This window comes from Rhizobiaceae bacterium (assembly GCA_023953835.1).
Lineage (GTDB): Bacteria > Pseudomonadota > Alphaproteobacteria > Rhizobiales > Rhizobiaceae > Mesorhizobium_G.
This window is the reverse complement of the sequence record JAMLJB010000001.1, coordinates 2,297,603-2,319,452: the sequence shown is the minus strand read 5'-3', so window position 1 is coordinate 2,319,452 and position 21,850 is coordinate 2,297,603. Positions and strand designations below refer to the sequence as shown.

Sequence of the window (21,850 nt, the reverse complement as noted above, 5' to 3'; positions counted from 1 at the left end):
GGAATGCTAGCGCGCTTTGCCGGCTCGCTTGGAATTTTGCTTTGAGGAAGGGCCGAACTGCCACACGGCCGTCGACATGGTCTTGATGCCGTTTCCCGTGAGGGCCGCACCGAAAAGGAAACCTTGAAGCGTTTCCGGACGGGCTTCCGGCATCAGGGAGGACAATTGGTCGAACGTCTCGATACCTTCCACCGTGACGCTTTTTCCCAGGGAATGGCACAGGCCGATGATGCCCACAATGAGTTTCAGCGAATGCTTGTTGGTCGCGATGTCCGATACGAAACTGCGATCGATCTTGATCTTGTCGATCGGCAGACGGTGCAGATAGCTCAACGCGGAATAGCCGGTACCGAAATCATCAAGTGCGGTGCGTACGCCCTGCTCCCTGATTTTTGCCAGCTTCGCAGCCGTATCCAGCTTGTTGTTCAGCAGCGCAGTCTCCGTCACCTCAACAATGAGCCGTGCCGGATCGAGCCGGGAATTTGCGAGAGCCTCGCGCACCGTTTCGACGACGCCATCGTCCTGAAAATCCTTGGCCGAGAGATTCACAGAAACCCCGATCCGGTCGGGCCAGCTTGCACATTCTTCGGTAGCCGCCATGAGCACGTGGCGGCTGATCGCCGATATGAGGCCGATCTCCTCAGCCAGCGGAATGAAGATCGAAGGAGCGATCATTCCAAGGTCAGGATGGTGCCACCGGCAAAGGGCCTCGCAACTCACCACCCTCATCGTTTTTGAGGAGATGATCGGTTGATAGACGACGCTGAGCCCGCCCTTCTCGATGGTCGAACGCAAATCCTCGATCAGGCGTTGGCGCGTACGGAACGCTTCGTCGATGCGTGGTTCGAAGAGCTGCCAGCGCGCCTTGCCGTTCTTTTTCGCCACATGCAGGGCAAGGTCGGCCTTCACGATCATCGTATCGATGTCGAAGCTGGAGGCAGGCTCGCATGCAATGCCGATGCTCAGCTTGATACGAAACTCATTGCCCGCAACCAGTGTCCTGCCTTCGATTGCGGCGAATGTGCGCTCCGCGATGGAAGGCAACTGATCGGCATTGCTGATATTGTTGTAGAAGATCATGAACTCGTCGCCGCCGAAACGGCAGCAAACGACATCGCCGGAAATCTTCGCGATGCGCTTTCCGACTTCATAAAGCAGCCCGTCGCCGACCGGGTGCCCGAACTTGTCATTGACGCTCTTGAAGTCATCGAGGTCGATGACCATCAAGGCGCAAAGCCGCTGCGGATTTCCGTCAGAAAGCAGCCCGCCGACAAGCTCCTGGAAATAGTTGCGGTTCGGCAGCGCGGTGAGATCGTCATATCGCGCCATGGCCCGGATGCGCTCTTCGGCGCGCACGCGCTGCGTCACATCCTCGAAGGTAATGACACCCAGTTCGAAACTGCCTTCGCGAGCCGACATTTCGAAAAAGCGGCCATCGGACAGCCCGATCATGATCTTGCGATCTGTCCCTTCATGCAGATTCTTGGAAAGCTGCACGTTGACATATTCGGAATCGGCTCGGTCAATCAGCCCGGAAGCTGTCATGCGGCGCAGCAGCGAACCCGAAGAACGGCCAAGCAAAGCCTCGGCGGACGGCATTCCGAGCATGCGCGCGGCCTGCGCATTGGCCACGACCACGCGTCCTTCCTTGCTCAGCATGATAAGGCCGTGCGACATGGTGTTGAGCGCGCGGTTGAAGCGCTCGGCCAATCCGTTTGCGCGATTCTGCGCGGAAATCGCGGCGAACAGCACGTCGCGCACATTCGTCGCATAGCGCTGGATCGCCAGCAGGAACGGTATCGATAGCAATCCGAGCGCCACATGGAAGAAGTCGCCACGCAGAATGAAGCCCACGGCCATCGGCAGGGTAAGCGCGATGACGAGGATGTTGACCATCCTCGGCGAGCCGTAATTGCGCCCTGCAATGCCGGTGGCTGTCGCAAGCGCGATACAGACGGCAGCCGTCTCCGAAAAACTGTCTTCGCCCGCATAGATGGCGACCAGGCTGAAACAGCCTAGAGCGGCACCATGCATCGCGCCAAACAGGATGTAATAGTTCTCCCGTTTTTGCGCTTCGGCGCGCGTCGTTGCGGGCGGCTTCGCATTGATATGGCGCATGTTGATGAGCCGTATGGCGCCGACGGCCAACAGGCAGGTCATGACCGTGAGATAGGTACCGTTACCGGTGTTGAGCCACACAAGTGTGATCAGCGCCGATTGGGCAAAGATCCCCATGGCCAAGGTGAAACCGTCGCGGAAAAGGGTTTCCACGAAAGGAAGATAGATATCGTCCGATATCTTGTCGGATTTTGCCTCTGCCATCGCCTCAGCACTGGTGCCACAAGGCGATTAAGAAAGTTTTAGGGCGGCTCGTCGCTCAGCCAGATTTGCCGGCAACAGCCACCGCTTTTGCACTCTTTTCCACAGGAGCGACGGGAGTGTTCCAGCGTTGCAGCAGGCGCTGCCTTTCCTCAAGTGCCGCGCCAAGGTTCCGGGCCTTGACGTGGCCGTAGCCACGCACGATCGACGGGATTGACGCCAGACCCACCGCCGCTTCCAGCCTTTCCTCGGTCAGCTCACGCGCGATCATTTCAAGATCGGCCTCGTATTGTTTAAGGAACGCGCGCTCCTGTTTTCGCTCTTCCGTATGGCCGAACGGATCGAACCAGCGTCCGCGAAGTCCTTTGAGGGCGGCCATCATGGCGAAACCCTTCATCATCCACGGGCCGAAGCGCGATTTGACCGGAATGCCTGCCGCGTTCCTGCGCCCGAGAATGGGGGGAGCAAGATGAAACTCCAGCCTGTCGAACGACTCGAACTCCGCACCCAACTGGCGACGAAATTCCGCCCCGGTGTAGAGCCGCGCAACCTCATATTCGTCCTTGATTGCCATCGCCTTGAACAGGTTGCGCGCCACCGCTTCCGCCAGAGCCGAAGATGATGCCCCGATCTCCTCTGCTGCGCGCCGTATGCGCTCGACCGCCCTCCGGTAGCGCTCCGCATAGGCCGCATTCTGATACCCGGCAAGAAACTCCGCCCTCAACTTCACGATCTCGTCCAGCGAAGACGCCGGCGGATTGAGCCGCGCGCCCTGCCCGGCAATCAGCCCGCGCACGAAGTCCGGATCATGGGCGGCGCGACGCCCCCAGCGAAAGGCGGAAATGTTCATTGCGACCGCCTCGCCGTTCAGCTCGATGGCCCGTTCGATCGCATCCACCGAGACGGGCAGCCCGCCGCGCTGGGCCGCCATGCCGAGGATCAACATATTCGCGCCGATCGCGTTGCCGAACAGCACGTTGGCCGCGCGCGTCGCATCAAAAAATACAGCATTCTCTCCCGCCGCGTGGCGGATCGATTTCTTGAGGCGCTCGACGGGCAGGGAAAAATCCGGCGACCGTGTAAACTCTCCCGGCATCACCTCCGCCGTATTCGCAATGAAAAGCGTGTGCCCTTCCCGCACGGCGGCGAGCACCTTTCGCGCGCCCGAGACAACAAGGTCGCAGCCGAGCACGACGTCGGCTTTTCCAGCGGAAACCCGTATCGAACGGATATCGGCAGGCGTGCGGGCAATGCGGACATGGCTGAACACGGCCCCGCCCTTTTGGGCCAGACCTGCCATGTCGATCATGCCGCATCCCTTGCCTTCCAGGTGCGCCGCCATGCCAAGGATCGCGCCCAACGTGACGACACCGGTTCCACCCACGCCGTCGATGATGGAGGCCCAGCCGGCGGAATCGAGCGCAAAGAGCGGGGCCGCCGGCACGCCGTCCAGCGGATCGAAACCGCCCGCCGCGCCCGAGGCCTTTCGCAGCTTCGGCCCATGCACGGTGACAAAGGAAGGGCAGAATCCGTTGACGCAGGAAAAATCCTTGTTGCAGCTCGACTGATCGATGCGCCGCTTGCGCCCGAATTCGGTCTCGACCGGCTGGACGGACACGCAATTGGATTGCACGCTGCAATCGCCGCAACCCTCGCACACCAGTTCATTGATGATGACGCGCCTGTCGGGATCGGGAAACGCTCCGCGCTTGCGGCGACGACGCTTCTCCGCCGCACAGGTCTGGTCATAAATCAGCACCGACACGCCGGGCACTTCCCGCAATTCCCGCTGCACCGCATCCATCTCGTCCCTGTGATGGACCGTAGCGCCGGACGGAAATGCAACACGATATTTCTCAGGCTCGTCGGTCACCACAGCGATCCGCTCGACGCCTTCCGCGCGCACCTGATGCGCAATCATGTCAACGGTCAGGTTGCCCTCGTGCGGCTGGCCGCCGGTCATGGCCACCGCGTCATTGTAGAGTATCTTGTATGTGATGTTTGCGCCTGAGGCGCGGGCAAAGCGCAGCGCCAGCGAACCGGAATGATTGTAGGTGCCGTCCCCCAGATTCTGGAAGATGTGGTCCCTCTTCGAGAAAGGCGCCTGCCCGATCCACTGCGCGCCTTCGCCGCCCATTGCCGTGAAGCCGACAGTTGAACGGTCCATCCATAGCGCCATGAAATGGCAGCCTATGCCTGCCGCCGCCAGCGAACCGTCGGGCACCTTGGTCGACGTGTTGTGCGGACAGCCCGAACAGAAATAAGGCGTTCGATGCGCGACATCGACCGTGTCCGCCAGCATCGCCTGGAACTGCTTCAGGCGATGGACGCGCGCGGCGATCTCGTCGTTGCGCCCGATGACCGACTGGACCCGCTCGCCGATGGCAATGGCGATGTCGTTCGGGTCGAGCGCTCCCTTGGGCGAGAACAGCCAGTTGCCCCGCTCGTCACGCTTGCCGACGACGGTGGGCTGGAAAGCCGTTCCGTACAGGTTCTCCCGCACCTGCGTCTCGATCAGGGACCGCTTTTCCTCGACGACGATGACAAGCTCAAGCCCCTTGGCGAAATCCTTCAGATGATCATAGTCGAGCGGCCACGGACAGCCGACCTTGAGCAGCCGAATCCCGAGCCTGTTGGCCTCACGTTCGCCGATGCCAAGATCGTCGAGCGCCTGACGCACATCGAGAAAGCTCTTGCCAGACGAAACAATGCCAATTTTCGCCTGCCGACCGCCGGAATAGACGATCCGGTTCAACCCGTTGGCGCGAATGAAGGCCGCGGCTGCGGCGCGCTTGTATTCGTGCAGGCGCGCTTCTTGCCCCAACTGGTCGAGTTCCTGCCGGATGTTCAATCCCCCGGGGGGCATGTCGAATTCCGGCAGCTTGATCGTCACGCGGTCAAGCGCCGCATTCACCGAAGCCGTGGATTCAACATTGTCCTTGACGCATTTCATCGCCGCCCAGGTTCCTGCGAAGCGGGACAACGCAAATCCGAGGAGGCCGTAGTCGATGATCTCCTGGACCCCGGCAGGGTTGAGAATGGGAATCATCGTATCCACGAACAGAAATTCCGTCGCATGGGCATTGGTCGACGATTCTGCCGTATGGTCGTCGCCCATCAGTGCAAGCACGCCGCCATGCCTGGACGAACCGGCCAGGTTCGCGTGGCGAAAGACATCGCCCGAACGGTCCACGCCCGGCCCCTTGCCGTACCACAGCGAAAACACGCCGTCGTACCTGCCCTCTCCTAGCAGCTCGGCCTGCTGCGATCCCCAACATGCGGTCGCGGCGAGTTCTTCATTGAGCCCCGGCTGAAACACAATGTCAGAGCCTGCGAACTGCCGCCTTGCCCGCCAGAGTTGCTGGTCGAGGCCGCCCAGCGGCGAACCGCGGTAGCCGGAAACGAAACCCGCAGTGTTCAGCCCCGCGCGCCGGTCACGCTCCTTCTGCATCAGCAGCATGCGCACGACAGCCTGTGCGCCGGAAAGAAAAACCTGATCCTTCGCCAGATCGAACTTATCGTCCAGCGAAACGTCGTGGAGTGTCATGTATCAGGTTCCTCTGCGGAGGCGTCAGGTCGCGAAACTTGCAGCCAACGTCGAGTCGGTAATGCTCCTATCTTCCCGGGCAGCGCCCCAACGTCAAACGAAATCGACTGGATCAGGGTTGCGGGCACCCCTCTCTGGCCGCTTTCGCCTGTTCCTCGACAGTCCGGCCCGCCATATCGGGATTTGGCGTGTAGAGCGGCCCGGCGACGAGCGGCTTGTCCGGCATGATCGTCTGGTCTTCTGACGAGGTGACGGTGGTATCGATTGTCTGAACGGTTTTGCCCGCGCTGTCCTCGATGACTATGGCGATCTTGTAAGGCCGATCTTTGACGATGCATCGCAATGGCGGCGTGGTGATCGTCGTTTTCTGCGTGGCAGGCCAGATTTTCTCGCGAACCTCGACAGGCGCACCACCGGCAGGATCTTCGAATTGCGCAATCGCGACTTCGCCTTCCGGCGGTGTGCGCAAGGATTTGAGATTGACGAGGAATCGCGCCGTGGCGACGCGGTAGTTAAAAACCACGAGCTTGCCATCCAGCGCATAGCGTTCCGCCTCGTCGCTGTCACGGCAACTGGCCAGCGTCCCGAGAAGCAGAATAGCCCACACGGTGCACCTAGAGCGTTTCCACATTGCCTGACCTGGCCTCCTTACGCCGCCCATAGTGCCTCGCCGCCTTTCGGCGATTGCCGCATACCGCCATATCGCACCAGACGCGGCTCGCATTTCGGCTCCTGTCGAGAAACAGCCAGCCGCAATTGGCGCAAATGCGAAGCCGCCCCAGCCTCTCCGGCTCCAGAAGTCGCAATGCCGACCTGGCTGTTGCCGCAGCGAGCCCCACAGTGCTGCCCTGCGGCGCACCTTCGGGCGAAAAGCGCCCTGCGCCTGCAAAAGCTCCGGCGCACGCACTCAGGAGACCGGACAGCCGATTGCCCTCCAGGCTGCCTTGTTCGACGGCATCCCGAAACAACGCATCCGTCGCCTCGCGCAAACGCAGGATCGACGCCTTCGCATTGGCCCCAAGGTCGGCAACAAGCCGCGCGCCGTGTAGTTCGCGGGCGCGGAACACGCTTGCGAACTCGGCAAAACGCGCGATCTCGCGCGGATCGTCAAAACGATCGAACCGTCGCGCGGGATCGATGCGCAGAACCACGGTGTTCGCGACATCGAGGGCCAACACCCCGCCCGAAAATCTGTGCTCGCTCCATTCGACGGCCATGCTTTTTTTCTAACTGGTAAAAGCTGATTTGCAAGTTAGAATATTCGCGATCTGAGGTCGGCCTCCATGTTCTATTTCCTTCAGCAGGCTCTGCTCGGCATTCACGCAGGCGCGATCTATGCGCTGCTCGCATTCAGCTATGTGCTGCTCAACGCCCTGCTCCGCCGTACAAATCTCGCGCACGGTCCTGTGTTCGCATTCTGCGGGCACACGATGATTCTTGCGACCTTGTTCGGCTGGAATGCGCTGTGGCTGACATGGCCCGCTGCAATTGCCTTCGGCAGCATGATCGCGCTTGCATATGCTGCACTCCTGGGAATGGTTCTGTCCCGGCATATTTTCGAGCCGCTGCGCGCGAGCGCGCCGAATACGATCGTCGCCGCGACGCTTGGCGTGGCCATCGTGCTGATGGAGGCGTCCCGCATTGCCGCTCATACGCGCGACTACTGGCTGCCGCCGATCCTGTCCGCCCCGCTGACGTTCGTGGAGTCCAACGGCTTCCGAGTCACGCTGACGCCAAACCAGATATTCGGCGTATTGACCGTTGCCCTGCTCCTAGGAGCAGGGTCGGTCTATCTCGCGCGTTCAAACTTCGGCCGATATTGGCACGCCGTCGCAGACGATCCGACCGCAGCCGCGCTGTGTGGCATCGACCCCGCGCGAGTATTCAGAAAGGCGTCCGTGCTCTCGGCACTGCTGGCAGCGGTCGCCGGCACCCTCGCCGCGCTGTACTATGGCAATATCAGCTTCGGCACCGGACTTGTTTACGGTCTGAAAGTGCTCTTCGTGACGGCCGCCGGTAGCTACACTTCTCCGCCGCTCGCGGCGCTTGGTGCTTTTGCATTCGGCATGGGAGAGACAATCTGGGGCGGCTATTTTCCTGTGGAATGGCGGGACGGATGGATGCTCGCATTCCTTGCCGCAACGCTCGTCCTGCGTCACTAGGTCATGAACGAAAAGGCCCGGAAGCTTTCGCCCCCGGGCCGAATTCCGAATTACGCAGACGATCAGAGCTTGCCGCCGCGCTGCTGCACCATCATGAACGTATCGTAGTTATATTCCGCGATCTGCATGTTGAGATAGTAATCCTTGCGGAAGGCAACGATCGACTCCCAGATCTTCTTGAAGCTGGCATTGGAAGCCATCAGTTCCGCGTACACGCCGTTCGCGGCATCGAAGCAGGCCGCGAGAATCTCCGGGCTGAACGGACGGAGCTGCGCGCCGTTGGCCACAAGCTGCTTGATCGCGGTCGGGTTGAGGTAGTCGTACATCTGCAACATGTTGGCGTCTGCGGCCTGTGCTGCGGTGCGAGCCAGGGATTGATAGTTCTTCGGCAATTCCTCGAACTTCGCCTTGTTGAAGAGCAGGTGCACCGTCGGGCCGCCTTCCCACCAACCGGGATAGTAGTAGTAGGGCGCGACCTTCTGGAACCCGAGCTTCGCGTCGTCATAGGGGCCGACCCACTCGGCGGCGTCGATGGTTCCCTTTTCCAGAGAGGGATAGATGTCCCCGCCAGCAATCTGCTGCGGCACGACGCCGAGCTTTTCCACGACCTTGCCCGCAAATCCGCCGATGCGCATTTTCAGGCCTTTGAGGTCGGCAACCGTGTTGATCTCCTTGCGGAACCAACCGCCCATCTGGACGCCCGTATTGCCGCCGGGGTAGCCGATAAGACCCTGAGTGGCGAGAAACTCGTTGAACAGGTCGATACCCCCGCCATGATACTGCCAGGCGTTCATGCCGCGCGCGTTGAGCGCGAAAGGAACGGCGGCGCCAAGGGCCCAGGTCGGGTCCTTGCCCCAAGAATAATAGGCAACCGTGTGGCATGCCTCCACGGTTCCCGCAGCAGCGGCATCGGCTGCCTGCAAGCCCGGAACGATTTCGCCGGCGGCGAAGACCTGAACCTGGAAATTGCCGTCGGTCGCTTCCGAAACCATCTTCGAAAAGACTTCCGCGCCGCCATAAATCGTATCGAGCGATTTTGGAAATGCCGACGCGAGACGCCATGTGACCTTGGGGCTCGACTGTGCGATTGCCGGAGCCGCGAGCGTGGTCGCAGCGGCGGCGCCAGCACCGGCAAGACCGGCTTTGGTTATGAATGAACGACGATCCAACTGGACCTCCCTTATTTTCCTCTCAAGTGAATCGGGCACACCGAAACCCGCTCTGCGGCGGCGCGCCGGTCGGGATCAATACACACCATGGCCCGCCTGTCCAGCACACCAGAGCGCGCGAAAGTCTGTTTCGATAGCCAGAGCGCGCCGCATAAAACTAATGTATAAGACCCATCGCAAATGCCGCCGGGCAAATGCCTGAAAGCCATGGAAAATCGACGTGATTTCGCCTATTTTATAGGCAAATCAACCGGCTGCCTCACAGGAACCTCCCAGAATGCGTCAACCGCTCGTAGCCGTCTCGACCGACGTCCGCCAGTTTGAGAACTACACCTGGCATGCCGCGCCGAAGCAATACATCGAAGCCGCCATTGTTGGCGCGAATGTCTTTCCCGTCCTGATTCCATCCTTTGGCGACCGCCTCGATTTCGACAGCCTGTTGAGTTCGGTCGATGGGGTCATGATCACCGGCTCGAAGTCGAATGTTCACCCCTCACTCTATGGCGCCGAGGCCACCGAAACAAACGGCCCCTACGATCCCGACCGGGACGCGACCACCCTTCCCCTGATCCGCAAGGCGATCGAACACGGCGTGCCGCTGCTTGCGATCTGCCGGGGCATACAGGAACTGAACGTCGCGCTTGGCGGCTCGCTCGCGACGGAGATTCAGGAACTTCCCGGCAATATGGACCATCGCGCACCGTCGAGCGAGAACCAGGACGAGCGTTTTGCAATCCGGCAGGCCGTGACGATCAAGCCCGGCTCCTGCCTCGCCGGCGTGTTCGGCGCAGGCGACATTCAGGTCAATTCCGTGCACCGACAGGCAGTCGACCGACTGGGGGCAAATCTGCAAGTCGAAGCTGTGGCACCGGATGGAACGGTCGAGGCGGTGTCTGTGCGCAACGCACGCGCTTTTGCGGTGGGCGTACAGTGGCATCCCGAATACTGGGTTCATTCGGACCGCACTTCTGCAAGGATATTTGCCGCCTTTGGCGATGCGGTGCGCGAACATGCGCGTCGCTTACACCCGGTTCAGGCCGCAGCCGAATAGTTTGTTTTGTCGGCGGATTTATTCAGCCCACATCGACAGATGCGGGCCGCGCGGCTGATCCGTTTCATAGTCGACATCGTCGCCGACGACAAATTCCACGACCGACGCATTCTGGCTGTCAACAAAGGCCACTGAACCGTCCGCGCGTTCGCGCCAGAAACGCGCAGCCGTCAGACCCTTTGAAACCGTCTCGCAGGCCGGGTTCACCTTCAATTCGGCATAGCCGGGCGAAAGCGTTTGCCCTTTGACCACCATGCACGCACCGGATGAGTCCGCGGATGACAATTTGAACACCTGAATCGCCGGTCGCGCGGTTTGCTCAAACGTGGGTATTCCCGCCGTCGTGAAGCTCCGGTCGATCTCCTGCGTATTCCGCAATGCGGTTGCTGCAACCCATGCCACGCTCATTGCACCCGCAATCAACACCACAATGAACGCGCTGCGCATTTCGATCTCCGTGTCTCCGTCCTCCCGATACGGAGACTTCCTTATCCGGGCGTTAATGTTGACGAAGTGTGAACAAGTTTAGGCTTTTACGTGAATTGTTTCAGGCACAGGGGTAAGCGCCCTTCCCTTCGAGAACCATTCGATCAGGTTGTCGACGACGAGATCGGCCATCGCATCGCGCGTATGAACCGAGCCCGAGCCGACATGCGGCAACAGCGTGGCGTTGGGCAGGTCCAGCAATTCCTGCGGAACGTTCGGCTCGTTTGCGAACACGTCCAGTCCGGCGGCCCTGATGGTTCCGTTCCTGAGCGCAGCCGCAAGTGCTGCTTCGTCGACCGTGCTTCCGCGCCCGATATTGATGAACACGCCCTCCGGACCAAGTGCGGTCAGGATACGCGCATCGACAGCCTTCTCGGTCTCCCTGGTGCCCGGCAGGACCGAAATCAGTATATCGACCGCGGACGCCAGCCCTTCGAGCGTTGGAAAATACGCATGGGCAAGCCCGTCTACCTTGCGGCGATTATGATAGGATACGGACAACCCGAACGCTTCAAGCCGACGCGCGATCGCCTGCCCGATCCGCCCCATCCCCGCGATGCCCGCCTTGCGTCCCTGCAAGGACGCCGTCAGCGGATAGGCGCCGTCGCGGGCCCACCGTCCCGCACGCAGATAGGTTTCCGCGCGCGAAAGCTCGCGCACCGTATTGAGCAGCAAACCAATCGTCGTGTCGGCCACCTCTTCGGTGAGCACATCTGGGGTGTTTGTGACCATCACCCCCTGCTTGCCCGCATGGACCGCGTCCACACCGTCATATCCGACACCAAAATTGGAGATGATCTCGAGATTCGGGAAAGCATCGATGAAGGACGGACCGACCAAAGTGCCGCCCAGCGCCGGAGAAACGGCAATCCCGCGCACACGCGCCTTCAAAGCCTCGCCAAGACCCGAGGCGTCGGTAGACTCGACAGCGACAAGGTCGAATGCTTCTCCGATGCGTCGCACCGAAAGCGGATGCAACTCGCCGGGAACCAGCACAGTGATTGCTTTCAGTTCGGTCATGCTTGCAATGCCTCTGTTTATGAACGCTCGACAGGACGTCCCGTAGATTGTCGCACATGCAGTTCGGGTCGGATCAGTTCCTGTGAAGGCTTGACGGGCTCGCCCGACAGCTTGTCGAGCAGAGCGCGCGCGGCCTGCCGCCCCACTTCGCGCTGGCCGTTCCAGACCGTTGTCAACGCCGGGGTCGCAATCGCCGCTTCCTCAAGATCGTCGTAGCCCGTTACGGAAACATCCACGCCCGGCACGAGACCGGCGCGGGCAATGCCGTTCATCAACCCGATCGCGACAAGGTCGTTCCAGCAGCAGGCAGCGGTCGGCTTGTCCTTGAGAGCGAGAAACTGACCCGCCGCCTCGAACCCGCCCTGCTTGGTGCGGGGTCCGGGAACACGCCACGCGGGATCGACGGGCAGGCCAGCCTTTTCCATCGCAGCCAGATATCCCTGATAGCGGTCGCGCCCCGTCGACGTCTGGTCTGTGCCGCCAACCATGGCGATCCTCTTGTGGCCAAGCGAAATGAGATGGTTCGTCGCAAGCCCGGTGCCGTAGGAATCATCTCCTCGAAAAACAGGTACCCCCGCGCCCTCCACGGTGCGCGCGATCAAAACGGCAGGCAGGCCGTTTTCCTCTGCGACAATGATGTCTTCCGGCGGTGTTCCGATCGCGGGGGACATGATGACGCCGTCGGCGCCGAGTTGCAGCAGCGTATCGATAAAGGTGCGCTGCTTTTCCAACTGGTCATAGTGGTTCGAGAGGATGAATGTCTGCCTGCTGCGGTCCAGCTCACTTTCAATCGCCCTCAGAATTTCGGCAAAGAACGGATTCATGATGTCGTGCACGACGACACCGACAATACCGGATCGCGAGGTGCGCAGGCTGGCTGCGCGCCGGTTGTAGATATAGCCGATTGCGCGCGCATGTTCCTTGATGCGCTCACGCGTCTGTTCGGCAACCAGTGGACTGTCACGCAACGCAAGAGAAACCGTTGCCGTCGATACGTTCAGGGCATCAGCAATCGTGGACAGCTTGATTTTCTGTGCCAGCTTCCCCTCCCTGGCGAAAATCGCTCACTGAGCGCTTAAAATCTTTAAATAGTTTAATTCATGTTTAGACCAACTGGCCCGGCAAATCAAAGCCTTTTTGCCAGGGTCTCGTTCTCGCTCGTCGGCGCGCTTCTGGCCACGACCCGCAAACGATGTTCGCGATGCACAATGTAGAGGCCGCTCGCCACGATGATTGCCGCACCGACTATCGTCCACCTGTCCGGCAACTGGTCGAACACAAGATAGCCCAGCAGGATCATCCAGATCATTTGAAGATACGGATAGGGCGCGAGCGCCGTCGTCGTAGCAATGCGATAGGCGCGAATGATCATCCAGTGACCGAGGCCGCCATATATTCCAAGTGAGAGGAGCAGGACCCAGTGAAACAGGTCGGGCGGCATCGAGGCGCTTCCCGGCAGGACGGGCGCCATCAGCAGGGTCGGCGCCAGGGCCGAATAGAAGATCATGCTCTCAGGCGTTTCGCTGGTGCTCATCGCCCGCGTCATCAGCACATAGAAACAATAGCTCAAAGTGGTCATCAGCGCGAAAACATGGCCAATATTGAAGCTTACGAAGCCGGGCCGGGTTATCACCAGCACGCCGGCAAAGCCGAAGAGGATTGCCAGCCAGCGCCGCCATCCTGCCCATTCCCCAAGGAACGGCCCGGCAAGTGCGGTGATCAACATTGGCGCAAAGAAGCTGATCGACATCGTTTCCGCCAGTTGCAAGGTGCGCAATGCGTAGAAATTGAAGATTGTGGAGCCGAACAGGAATATGCCCCGCAGCAACTGGCGCGGCAGGCTGGACACACGATAGACCGAGGCGTTGCGCCAGCCCTTGAGCAGTATGAAGGCGAGCAGCGTATGCTCTGCCAGTCGCATCCATGAGACGAACTGGGGCGAAAGTCCGGACAGAACCAGATATTTCGCGCTCGTATCGAGGACGGTGAAAAGTAGTCCTGACCCGCAGATCAAAAGGATCGCCGGGACGGGCGTTGCATGATCCTGATTTTGGCTTGGCACCACAGAAACTCACGGACGGTATGTGCCGTCTTCGCGCAGAGCGCTCCCTAAAGCAACCCGGAAACGCGGGTTCCTATAAAGCTGCGGTTATTCTTCGGCGGTCGCTGCCGGTTCTCCGGGCTTCGCGGCGGGCGTGTCGTCCTCGTCCGCATCGTCGTCAGGCTCGACCGCCGTGGCGCCTGCGAGGTTGGCCTCGATCTTCGCAAGATAGCGGGAGAGCGACTTCTGGTCCTTCTTGTCCAATCCGCGCAAAGCCTGCTTTTCGGTCTTTTTCACCGATTTCTCGATCGACTTGATCGTTTCCCGACCGCTTTCGGTGAGGAAAATATGCGTCTGCCGCGCATCGTCCGTCGAGGCGCGCTTTTCCAGCACGCCCTGCGCCTGCAAGCGATTGATGGTTTTGGTGATCGTTGGAGGACGCACGCCGAGGCGCGTGGCGAGTTCGCTTGGCGATTGGCCGTCGAGATGGTTCAGCGCAAGCATGATCTGATCCTGTCCGGCGTAGAATCCGTGGCCGTTAAGCCGTGCGGCCAGTACCGTGCGCGACAGGCGCGCAGTGGACTGCAAGCGGTTCATCACGACGTTCTTGCGTGATTTTACCATCGAAAGACCCCCAAAATCAGATAGCCGGCTGCCTTTACGCCAATCATATTTCAGGAGTGTGACAGCTCACAAATTCGACAGTTCGAATGGAGATCGCGCACCTTTCCATTCCGGCCCAAGCGCCCTATATGAAGCGCAACCAGCCCTCAGGAAGAGCATCATGAGCGACGCCCAGACGCAAACACCGGCCCAGATACCCGTCACAGTGCTCACCGGCTATCTCGGATCGGGCAAGACCACATTGCTCAACCGCATACTGTCCGAAACGCACGGCAAACGCTACGCCGTCATCGTCAACGAGTTCGGCGAGATCGGGATCGACAACGACCTGATCGTGGAGTCGGACGAGGAAATCTACGAAATGAACAATGGTTGCGTGTGCTGCACGGTGCGCGGCGACCTGATCCGCACGGTGGAAGGGCTCATGCGCCGCCCCGGGCGCTTCGACGCCATTCTGGTCGAGACCACAGGCCTCGCCGATCCTGCCCCCGTCGCGCAGACTTTCTTCATGGACGACGACGTGCGGTCCAAGACGAGGCTGGATGCGGTGGTCGCGCTCGTCGATGCCAAGCATCTGCCGCTCAGGCTGAAGGACTCGCAGGAGGCCGAGGACCAGATCGCCTTCGCGGACGTGATCCTTCTCAATAAGACGGACCTCGTTTCTCGCGAGGAACTGCGCGACATCGAGGCTACGTTGCGCGCGATCAACCCGACCGCCTATATCCATCGCACGGAGCGCGCTTCGATACCGCTCGACCGGGTGCTGGATCGCGGTGCGTTCGATCTCAAGCGCGTGCTGGAGAACGATCCTCATTTCCTCGACGCCGACGAACACGACCATGATCATGACCATGTCTGCGGCCCGGATTGCGACCACGACCATCATGACCATGATCACCACCATCATCATCATGGACACGATCACCATCACCATCATCACGGCGAGGCTTCGCCCATACATGACGTGACGGTCCAGTCGGTGTCACTGCGCGGCGGAGAGATGGACCCGAAGAAGTTCTTTCCGTGGATAGAGCGGATCACCCAGAATGACGGGCCGAACATCCTTCGCCTGAAGGGCATTATTGCTTTCAAGGACGACCCCGACCGCTATGTTGTTCAGGGCGTCCACATGATCATGGAAGGCGACCACCAGCGCGCGTGGAAGGACGATGAAAAGCATGAGAGCCGGCTGGTCTTCATTGGGCGCAAGCTCGATGCCGAGGCGCTGAAGCGCGGTTTTGAAGCCTGCCAGGCGTGACACGTTCCTTTCACTGATGCCGACCGTCGCGCCTCTCGATCTCGCCGGACATTGCGTCTCCGCGGATTTCGTTTCCGATATCCCTTTCTTTTCACTTGCCGAAGGTTCGGTTCACAGGCTGGACAACGGCGAAAAAGCCGTCTCTGTCCATGACGGGCTGCTGGCCGCGACCGTTTTGCTCGACGGCAAGAGCCTGATCACCTCCGGCGAGGACGGCCGCGTTTGCGCGACGGCGACCGATGGCACAGTCACCGAACTCGCCCGGGTCGCGCGCAAATGGATCAATTGCGTCGCCGCAGGCCCGCAAGGCGCCGTCGCCTACGGATACGGTCCTAATGCCGAGGTCCGGTTCTCGGACGGCAAGACGCGCACGCTCGCGCACAAGCGATCCATCGAGGCTGTGGCGTTCGCGCCAAAGGGGATGCGCCTTGCCGCGGCCCACTATGGTGGTGCGACGCTTCACTTCCCGGCTTCCGAGGGAAAACCGACCGAACTTACATGGCAGGGCGCACATACCCGGGTGATGTTCTCGCCCGACGGAAATTTCCTTGTCACGGCCATGCAGGAGAACGCACTGCACGGTTGGCGACTGGCCGATGCACGGCATATGCGCATGAGCGGCTATCCCGCCAAAGTCAAATCCATGTCGTGGAGCGTGAAGGGCCGTTGGCTCGCGACCTCCGGCGCACCGGCTGCCATTGTATGGCCGTTCCAGTCCAAGGATGGTCCGATGGGCAAGACCCCGCTGGAACTCGGCACGCGCGGCGACGCGCTGGTGACTTCGGTTGCTTGCCACCCCACCGACGAGATCAGCGCAATCGGCTACAATGACGGCATGATCCTCGCCGTTCGGTTCGCTGACGCGAAGGAAGTCGTGCTTCGCCGCGCCGGCAAGGGCGCCATTACGTCGATGAGCTGGGACCGCGAAGGCCGCAGGCTGGTGTTCGGCTCGGAAGCAGGCGATTGCGGCGTGGTGGATATATCGGCCTAGAGGCTCTTGACGAAGTACCGCACCGTCTTGCTGCCGCCATGGATGGCGGCCCCGCCCACGTCCCGGAAGCCCAGCCCCGCATGAAACGCATCTGACGCCGGATTGGGCGGCTCGGCATTGACTTCGCATGTCACAACCGTATGGCCGGCGGCCCGCGCCACCTCGAACAAATGCTGGTAGAGACGGCGGGCGTGTCCGAGCCCGCGCGCCCGTTCGTCGGTGACGATACGGTCCACATAGACGAAGCGCCGGTAGCGCTGCCTGAACCAGATGAAATTCGGGCTGTCATAGTCAGCGTCCTGATCGAAGGCCAGCAACAGGGCTTCGACATCTCCGACCTTCCGCGCAAGGAACGCGTGCGCCAGCAGGTGGTCGAGCCGCGCCTCGTCAAGCTCCGAAAGCTGTTGCGCATGGGCGTTGTTCAGCGCCAGCACCATTTCCCGGTCGTCCGCCGAGATGGGGAGCAATTCGGCCAGTATCCGCATGCCTTCCTCCCAAAGCACAGTGCCAAGTCTGTCGGCAAGATCGCACGATTGACCTTGCGGCTCCAACCAATACAACCACTGCCATTGAGGGGAAACGGCAATGACGGTCCGTATATCGCATTCTGCAATCGCCGCACTTCGCGCAGCGGAGGCCCGCCGCTATTCCGCCGCGCGGCCGAAATCGGAAAAAGCGCTGGCGCAAGGCATTCCGCATTTTCTTGATGGCGTGCCCATGCACTGGATGCGCGACTGGCCGATGCCGTTCCCTTTCGTTGTCCGTTCGGCAAAGGGCGCGACGATCACGGATATCGACGGAAACACGCTCGACGATTTCTGCCTTGGCGACACTGGCTCCATGTTCGGTCATTCTCCAGCTCCCGTCGCAAGGGCGATCCGCGCGCAAGCCAATCGCGGATTGACCTACATGCTCCCCAGCGAGGACGCGCTCGAACTCGGCTCCATGCTGACAGCAATGTTCGGTCTGCCCGAATGGCAGATTGCCACCACCGCCACCGACGCCAACCGCTTCGCGCTGCGCATTGCACGCGCCGTGACGCGCCGTGACAGGATACTCGTTTTCAACGGCTGCTACCATGGCGCGGTGGATGAGACGATGGTTCGCATCCGCGACGGCAGTCCGGTCAACCGGCCCGGTCTGGCGGGCGAGTTCCGCGACCTCACCGAGCGAACTCGCATCGTGGAGTTCAACAACCTCGATGCGCTTGAGGCCGCCCTTTCGCACGAGGATGTTGCCTGCGTCATTACCGAACCCGTACTGACAAATTCCTGCATGGTACTGCCCGACCCCGGTTTCCATGACGGGCTGAGGGAGCTTACCCGAAAATTCGGAACGCTGCTCCTGATCGATGAAACGCATACGATTTCGTCGGGCCTTGGCGGCTACACGCGGGTCCATGGACTTGAGCCCGACCTGTTCGTGCTGGGCAAGCCCATCGCAGGCGGTGTCCCGGCGAGCGCCTGGGGCATGACACGTGAGGTTGCAGAACGGTGGCGGCGGGATTGCAGGGAGCGCGAACCCGGCTATTCCGGCATGGGCACGACGCTCTCAGCGAATCCGCTGCAATTCGCGGCCATGCGCGCCACGCTTTCGCAGGTCATGACAGCGGCGAACTACGCCCGAATGGAGCGCGGCGCGGTGCGGCTGCAAGTAGGCATTGCCGAGGCAATCGACCACTTCGCCCTGCCCTGGCATGTCACGCGTGTCGGGGCGCGCGTCGAATTTATCTGCGCGCCCGGTCCGCTGCGCAACGGCGGCGAGGCCGAACGCGCCCATGCGCCGGAACTTGAAGCCGCGTTCCAGCTCGCGCTGATCAATCGCGGCTGCCTCATCGCGCCCTTTCACAACATGATGCTGGTATCGCCGGCTACAACGGCCAGGCAGGTCGACAGGCTAGTTGCCGGTTTCAGTGATATTGCACAGCAACTTGCGGCGTGAGAAAACTTCGACTGATCAATCCGGTACCAGCACATCATGACATCGCCATCCGGCTCAACCTTCGAAGAAGCCAAGCAATTTCTCGCCCTCTACCCTGAAATAGAAGCCATCGACATTGTTCTCGTGGATTCAAATGGAATTGGCCGGGGCAAGATCATCCGACGTCATGAACTGGAAGCCGTCTACAAAAGCGGCCGACCCATGCCGACCTCGATTCTCGGCCTCGACATCTGCGGCGAGGATGTCCACGAGACCGGGCTGACATGGGATACGGGTGACGGCGACGTTCGCGCATGGCCGGTTCCCGGCACGCTTGTGCCTCTGCATGGCACCACTCCGCCGCGCGGCCAGATTTTGATGAGCATGTATCATCTCGACGGCCAGCCGATGTTGAGCGATCCACGCCACGCGCTCAGCCGCCAGATCGCGGACATGGACAAGCGCGGGTTCGTTCCCGCAGGCGCGTTCGAGCTGGAGTTCTTCCTTCTCTCCAACAAGCGCGATGCGGATGGGCGCGTGCGCCCCGCCGAAGCCGTTCTCGATGGCCGCGAGAGCGGCAAGACAGAAGTTTATTCCGTCGACCATCTTCACGGAATGGAGCCGTTGTTCTCGGACCTCTATGCGGGCGCAAAGGCACAAGGGCTGCCGGTTGAAACCGTCATTTCCGAATATGCGCCGGGACAATACGAACTCACGCTGAACTATCGCACCGACATCATGCGCGCCGCCGACGATCTCACCATGCTCAAGCGTCTGGTGCGCATGCAGGCGCGGCGGCGCGGCGTGACCGCCTGCTTCATGGCAAAGCCGTTCGAGGATTTTTCCGGATCGGGCATGCACCTTCACGTCTCGATGCCGGATCGCAACGGCAAGAATCTCTTCTCGGAAAAAACGCCGGGCGCTTATGAGCCGGCCCTGCTCACCGCGATCGGAGGGCTGCTGGCGACCATGCCCGAATCCATGCTGGTGTTTGCTCCGCATGCAAATTCATGGCGACGCTTCGTTGCACAATCCTACGCGCCGATGGCGCCCACATGGGGCACCAACAACCGCTCGGTGGCGCTGCGCGTTCCGGAAGGAGACGCACGCGCCCGGCGCATCGAACACCGGCCCGCAGGCGTGGACACCAACCCGCATATGGTGGCGGCCACGGTTCTGGCGAGCATCGCCAAAGGATTTGACGAGAACATCGATCCGGGACCGGCAGTCACCGGGAACGGCTACGAGAGTGCGCCAAAGCTGGGAGGCGATACGCCCGCCGACTGGCGCTCTGCAATAGAGGCCGCCAAGGCATCAGATTTCCTGAAAAACGCGCTCGGCGCGGAACTGCACCGCACTTTCACGGCGATCAAGCAAGCGGAATATTTGCGGGTTGCCCGCACTGTCAGTGAACTCGACTATCGTCTCTACCTGCACGAGGTCTGATCCGGTCGCGTTGTTCGAGCGCGTCAGCGGATTAGGATCGCGCGCAGATCGTTGACATTCGTGCCGGTCGGTCCCGGCACGAAAAGATCACCGACGGCGTTGAACGCCGTCCAGGCATTGTTACCCTGCAACATCGCCTTGGCATCCAGCCCCGCTGCCCGCATCCGCGCAACCGTCGCGCCATCCGCGAAGGCGCCGGCATTGTTCTCCGAACCGTCGATCCCGTCCGTATCCGCCGCCAGCGCGTCGATGCCTTCCACGCCATCAATACCCAGTGCAATGGCCAGGAGAAATTCGCTGTTGCGCCCTCCTTTGCCCTTGTGGCGCAAGGTCACTGTCGTTTCGCCGCCCGAGAGCATGAGAACGGGCTTCTGGAACGGCCTGTTGCGCATCGCGACCTCCCGCGCAATCGCGGCGTGAACCGCGCCCACATCGCGCGCTTCGCCCTCGATCGCATCGGACAGGATGACAGCCGGTATTCCTTTCGCGCACGACGCTTCTGCCGCCGCCTCCAGCGAGACCGCAGCGGATGCGATCACATGAACGACATTGCCCTCGAAACGCGAGTCGTCGGGCAACGGCGCATCTGCATCCAGGCTGGAGAGATGCGCCATCACGGCCTTCGGCAGTTGCATGCCATAGGTCCGCACAATCTCCAGGGCGTCGGCCCTCGTCGTCGTGTCGGGAACCGTGGGGCCAGACGCGACGAGCGCGGGATTGTCGCCGGGAATGTCCGACACCACGAGCGAAACGACGCGCGCGGGATGCGCCAGCGCCGCCAGCCTTCCGCCCTTGATCGCGGACACATGCTTGCGGACGGCATTCATTGCCGAAATCGGCGCACCGGACGCCAGCAAAGCTTCATTGACCGCAATTTCGTCGGCAAGGGACAAATTTCCCGCAGGAGCCGGGAGCAGAGCCGACCCGCCGCCACAGACCAGCGCAATCACGAGATCATCGGGAGTGAGCCCGGTCACCAGATCCATCAAGCGACGAGCAGCTTTCAATCCGTTTTCGTCGGGAACGGGATGCGACGCCTCAAGCACTTCAATCGTCCTGCACGGCGCGGCATAGCCGTAACGTGTGACGACAACACCCGCGAACGGCCCATCCCAGACTTTCTCGAAAGCCTGCGCCATTTGCGCGGCGCCCTTGCCAAAGCCGACGACCACGGTGCGCCCCTTCGGCCTCGCCGGCAAATGCGTGGCTATGGTCTTTTCAGGGTCGGCGGCAGCCACCGCCGCGTCAAAGATCGAAGTCAGGAACGACCTGGATTCTGCCTCCACGTCTCAGGCCTCCGGCCCAAGGGCAAGCTTTGCCACGTCATGTCCGAGATACGCCGCCACCGTGCCGACAATCACCTCATGGTCCTGGCGCTGCGGCAATCCCGAGAGGCCGATGGCGCCAACCACGCCAGTGCCCTTCACACGGATCGGAAAGCCACCACCCGCCAACACATAGTCGGCAGGGTCGAGACCATAGTCCGGCTTGAACAGCTTGTCGGCCGACCCCTGCTCCAGCGCAATCCGGTAGGTGCTTCTCTGGAACATCTGAACCGTATTCATCTTGCGCCTGACCCAGTTCGCGTTCGAGGCGGTGGAACCCGGCATCGCGGCATAAAACAGCAGGCGGTCCCAGAAACGAACCTCGATCACGACGGGCAGCTTTTCGGCCACCGCCCGCGCGTGCAGCTTCGAGCCGATGTCAAATGCAATTGCTTCGTCGAAGCGGTCGAAGACCAGCGCCTCCTCCTGCTCCATTATCCTGGCAATGTCGGCTGCGCTCATCGGCTCCATCCCCGTCTTGACTAGCGTGC

Annotated in this window: 19 protein-coding genes; 6 read left to right on the top strand and 13 right to left on the bottom strand. The window is 61.0% G+C overall.

Annotated features, from left to right (window positions below; translation table 11 throughout):
• Positions 1–6: 6 nt before the first annotated feature.
• The 4 genes from M9924_10985 to M9924_10970 all read right to left on the bottom strand — a co-directional run bounded on the left by M9924_10985 (position 7) and on the right by M9924_10970 (position 7,083).
• Entirely contained in the window at positions 7–2,322 is a 2,316-nt protein-coding gene (locus tag M9924_10985) for an EAL domain-containing protein (protein MCO5064922.1), read from the bottom strand.
• Positions 2,323–2,377: 55 nt separating this feature from the next.
• On the bottom strand, positions 2,378–5,866 hold the full coding sequence (locus M9924_10980) for an indolepyruvate ferredoxin oxidoreductase family protein (GenBank protein MCO5064921.1): 3,489 nt from the start codon (positions 5,864–5,866) through the stop codon (positions 2,378–2,380).
• A gap of 112 nt (positions 5,867–5,978) precedes the next feature.
• A complete protein-coding gene (locus tag M9924_10975) occupies positions 5,979–6,473 on the bottom strand; it encodes a hypothetical protein (GenBank protein MCO5064920.1) in 495 nt (164 codons plus the stop codon).
• Between the two features lie 7 nt (positions 6,474–6,480).
• The gene (locus M9924_10970) at positions 6,481–7,083 is read right to left on the bottom strand and encodes a CGNR zinc finger domain-containing protein (GenBank protein MCO5064919.1); all 603 of its coding nucleotides are present in this window, start codon (positions 7,081–7,083) and stop codon (positions 6,481–6,483) included.
• 66 nt (positions 7,084–7,149) lie between these two features.
• Between M9924_10970 and M9924_10965 the strand changes: the two genes are divergently transcribed.
• Positions 7,150–8,028 (top strand): branched-chain amino acid ABC transporter permease, encoded by an 879-nt coding sequence (locus M9924_10965; GenBank protein ID MCO5064918.1) that lies wholly within the window; start codon positions 7,150–7,152, stop codon positions 8,026–8,028.
• A 62-nt stretch (positions 8,029–8,090) separates the two neighbouring features.
• Here M9924_10965 and M9924_10960 read toward each other — a convergent pair whose 3' ends face one another.
• Entirely contained in the window at positions 8,091–9,197 is a 1,107-nt protein-coding gene (locus tag M9924_10960; protein ID MCO5064917.1) for a TRAP transporter substrate-binding protein, read from the bottom strand.
• A 277-nt stretch (positions 9,198–9,474) separates the two neighbouring features.
• Here M9924_10960 and M9924_10955 point away from each other — a divergent pair, with 277 nt between their 5' ends.
• Positions 9,475–10,248: a gamma-glutamyl-gamma-aminobutyrate hydrolase family protein gene (locus tag M9924_10955; GenBank protein MCO5064916.1), complete on the top strand. Its 774-nt coding sequence runs from the start codon at positions 9,475–9,477 to the stop codon at positions 10,246–10,248.
• Positions 10,249–10,266: 18 nt separating this feature from the next.
• On the opposite strand, the gene M9924_10950 is transcribed toward M9924_10955, so the two are convergent.
• From M9924_10950 to M9924_10930, 5 genes are all read right to left on the bottom strand, one after another.
• A complete protein-coding gene (locus tag M9924_10950) occupies positions 10,267–10,695 on the bottom strand; it encodes a hypothetical protein (protein MCO5064915.1) in 429 nt (142 codons plus the stop codon).
• A gap of 78 nt (positions 10,696–10,773) precedes the next feature.
• A complete protein-coding gene (locus tag M9924_10945; protein ID MCO5064914.1) occupies positions 10,774–11,754 on the bottom strand; it encodes a 2-hydroxyacid dehydrogenase in 981 nt (326 codons plus the stop codon).
• Between the two features lie 17 nt (positions 11,755–11,771).
• On the bottom strand, positions 11,772–12,794 hold the full coding sequence (locus M9924_10940) for a LacI family transcriptional regulator (protein MCO5064913.1): 1,023 nt from the start codon (positions 12,792–12,794) through the stop codon (positions 11,772–11,774).
• An 86-nt stretch (positions 12,795–12,880) separates the two neighbouring features.
• Positions 12,881–13,819, bottom strand: coding sequence for a DMT family transporter (locus M9924_10935; protein MCO5064912.1), 939 nt, complete (start codon positions 13,817–13,819; stop codon positions 12,881–12,883).
• An 84-nt stretch (positions 13,820–13,903) separates the two neighbouring features.
• Entirely contained in the window at positions 13,904–14,419 is a 516-nt protein-coding gene (locus M9924_10930) for a MarR family transcriptional regulator (GenBank protein ID MCO5064911.1), read from the bottom strand.
• 160 nt (positions 14,420–14,579) lie between these two features.
• Here M9924_10930 and M9924_10925 point away from each other — a divergent pair, with 160 nt between their 5' ends.
• Both M9924_10925 and M9924_10920 read left to right on the top strand, forming a co-directional pair.
• Positions 14,580–15,677, top strand: a complete 1,098-nt coding sequence (locus M9924_10925; GenBank protein MCO5064910.1) for a GTP-binding protein — start codon at positions 14,580–14,582, stop codon at positions 15,675–15,677.
• Between the two features lie 16 nt (positions 15,678–15,693).
• Positions 15,694–16,668, top strand: a complete 975-nt coding sequence (locus M9924_10920) for a WD40 repeat domain-containing protein (protein ID MCO5064909.1) — start codon at positions 15,694–15,696, stop codon at positions 16,666–16,668.
• Here M9924_10920 and M9924_10915 read toward each other — a convergent pair.
• Entirely contained in the window at positions 16,665–17,153 is a 489-nt protein-coding gene (locus tag M9924_10915) for a GNAT family N-acetyltransferase (protein MCO5064908.1), read from the bottom strand. The genes M9924_10920 and M9924_10915 overlap by 4 nt on opposite strands.
• 100 nt (positions 17,154–17,253) lie before the next feature.
• Here M9924_10915 and M9924_10910 point away from each other — a divergent pair, with 100 nt between their 5' ends.
• Positions 17,254–18,609 carry an aspartate aminotransferase family protein gene (locus tag M9924_10910; GenBank protein ID MCO5064907.1) on the top strand — a complete coding sequence of 452 codons (1,356 nt, stop codon included), beginning with the start codon at positions 17,254–17,256 and terminating at the stop codon, positions 18,607–18,609.
• A 36-nt stretch (positions 18,610–18,645) separates the two neighbouring features.
• Complete coding sequence (locus M9924_10905; protein MCO5064906.1) at positions 18,646–20,034, top strand: glutamine synthetase family protein; 1,389 nt, start codon at positions 18,646–18,648, stop codon at positions 20,032–20,034.
• Between the two features lie 23 nt (positions 20,035–20,057).
• Here M9924_10905 and M9924_10900 read toward each other — a convergent pair whose 3' ends face one another.
• Together M9924_10900 and M9924_10895 are read right to left on the bottom strand one after the other, a co-directional pair.
• Positions 20,058–21,320 (bottom strand): glycerate kinase, encoded by a 1,263-nt coding sequence (locus tag M9924_10900; GenBank protein ID MCO5064905.1) that lies wholly within the window; start codon positions 21,318–21,320, stop codon positions 20,058–20,060.
• Between the two features lie 3 nt (positions 21,321–21,323).
• On the bottom strand, positions 21,324–21,821 hold the full coding sequence (locus M9924_10895; GenBank protein ID MCO5064904.1) for a heme-degrading domain-containing protein: 498 nt from the start codon (positions 21,819–21,821) through the stop codon (positions 21,324–21,326).
• Positions 21,822–21,850 lie beyond the last annotated feature (29 nt).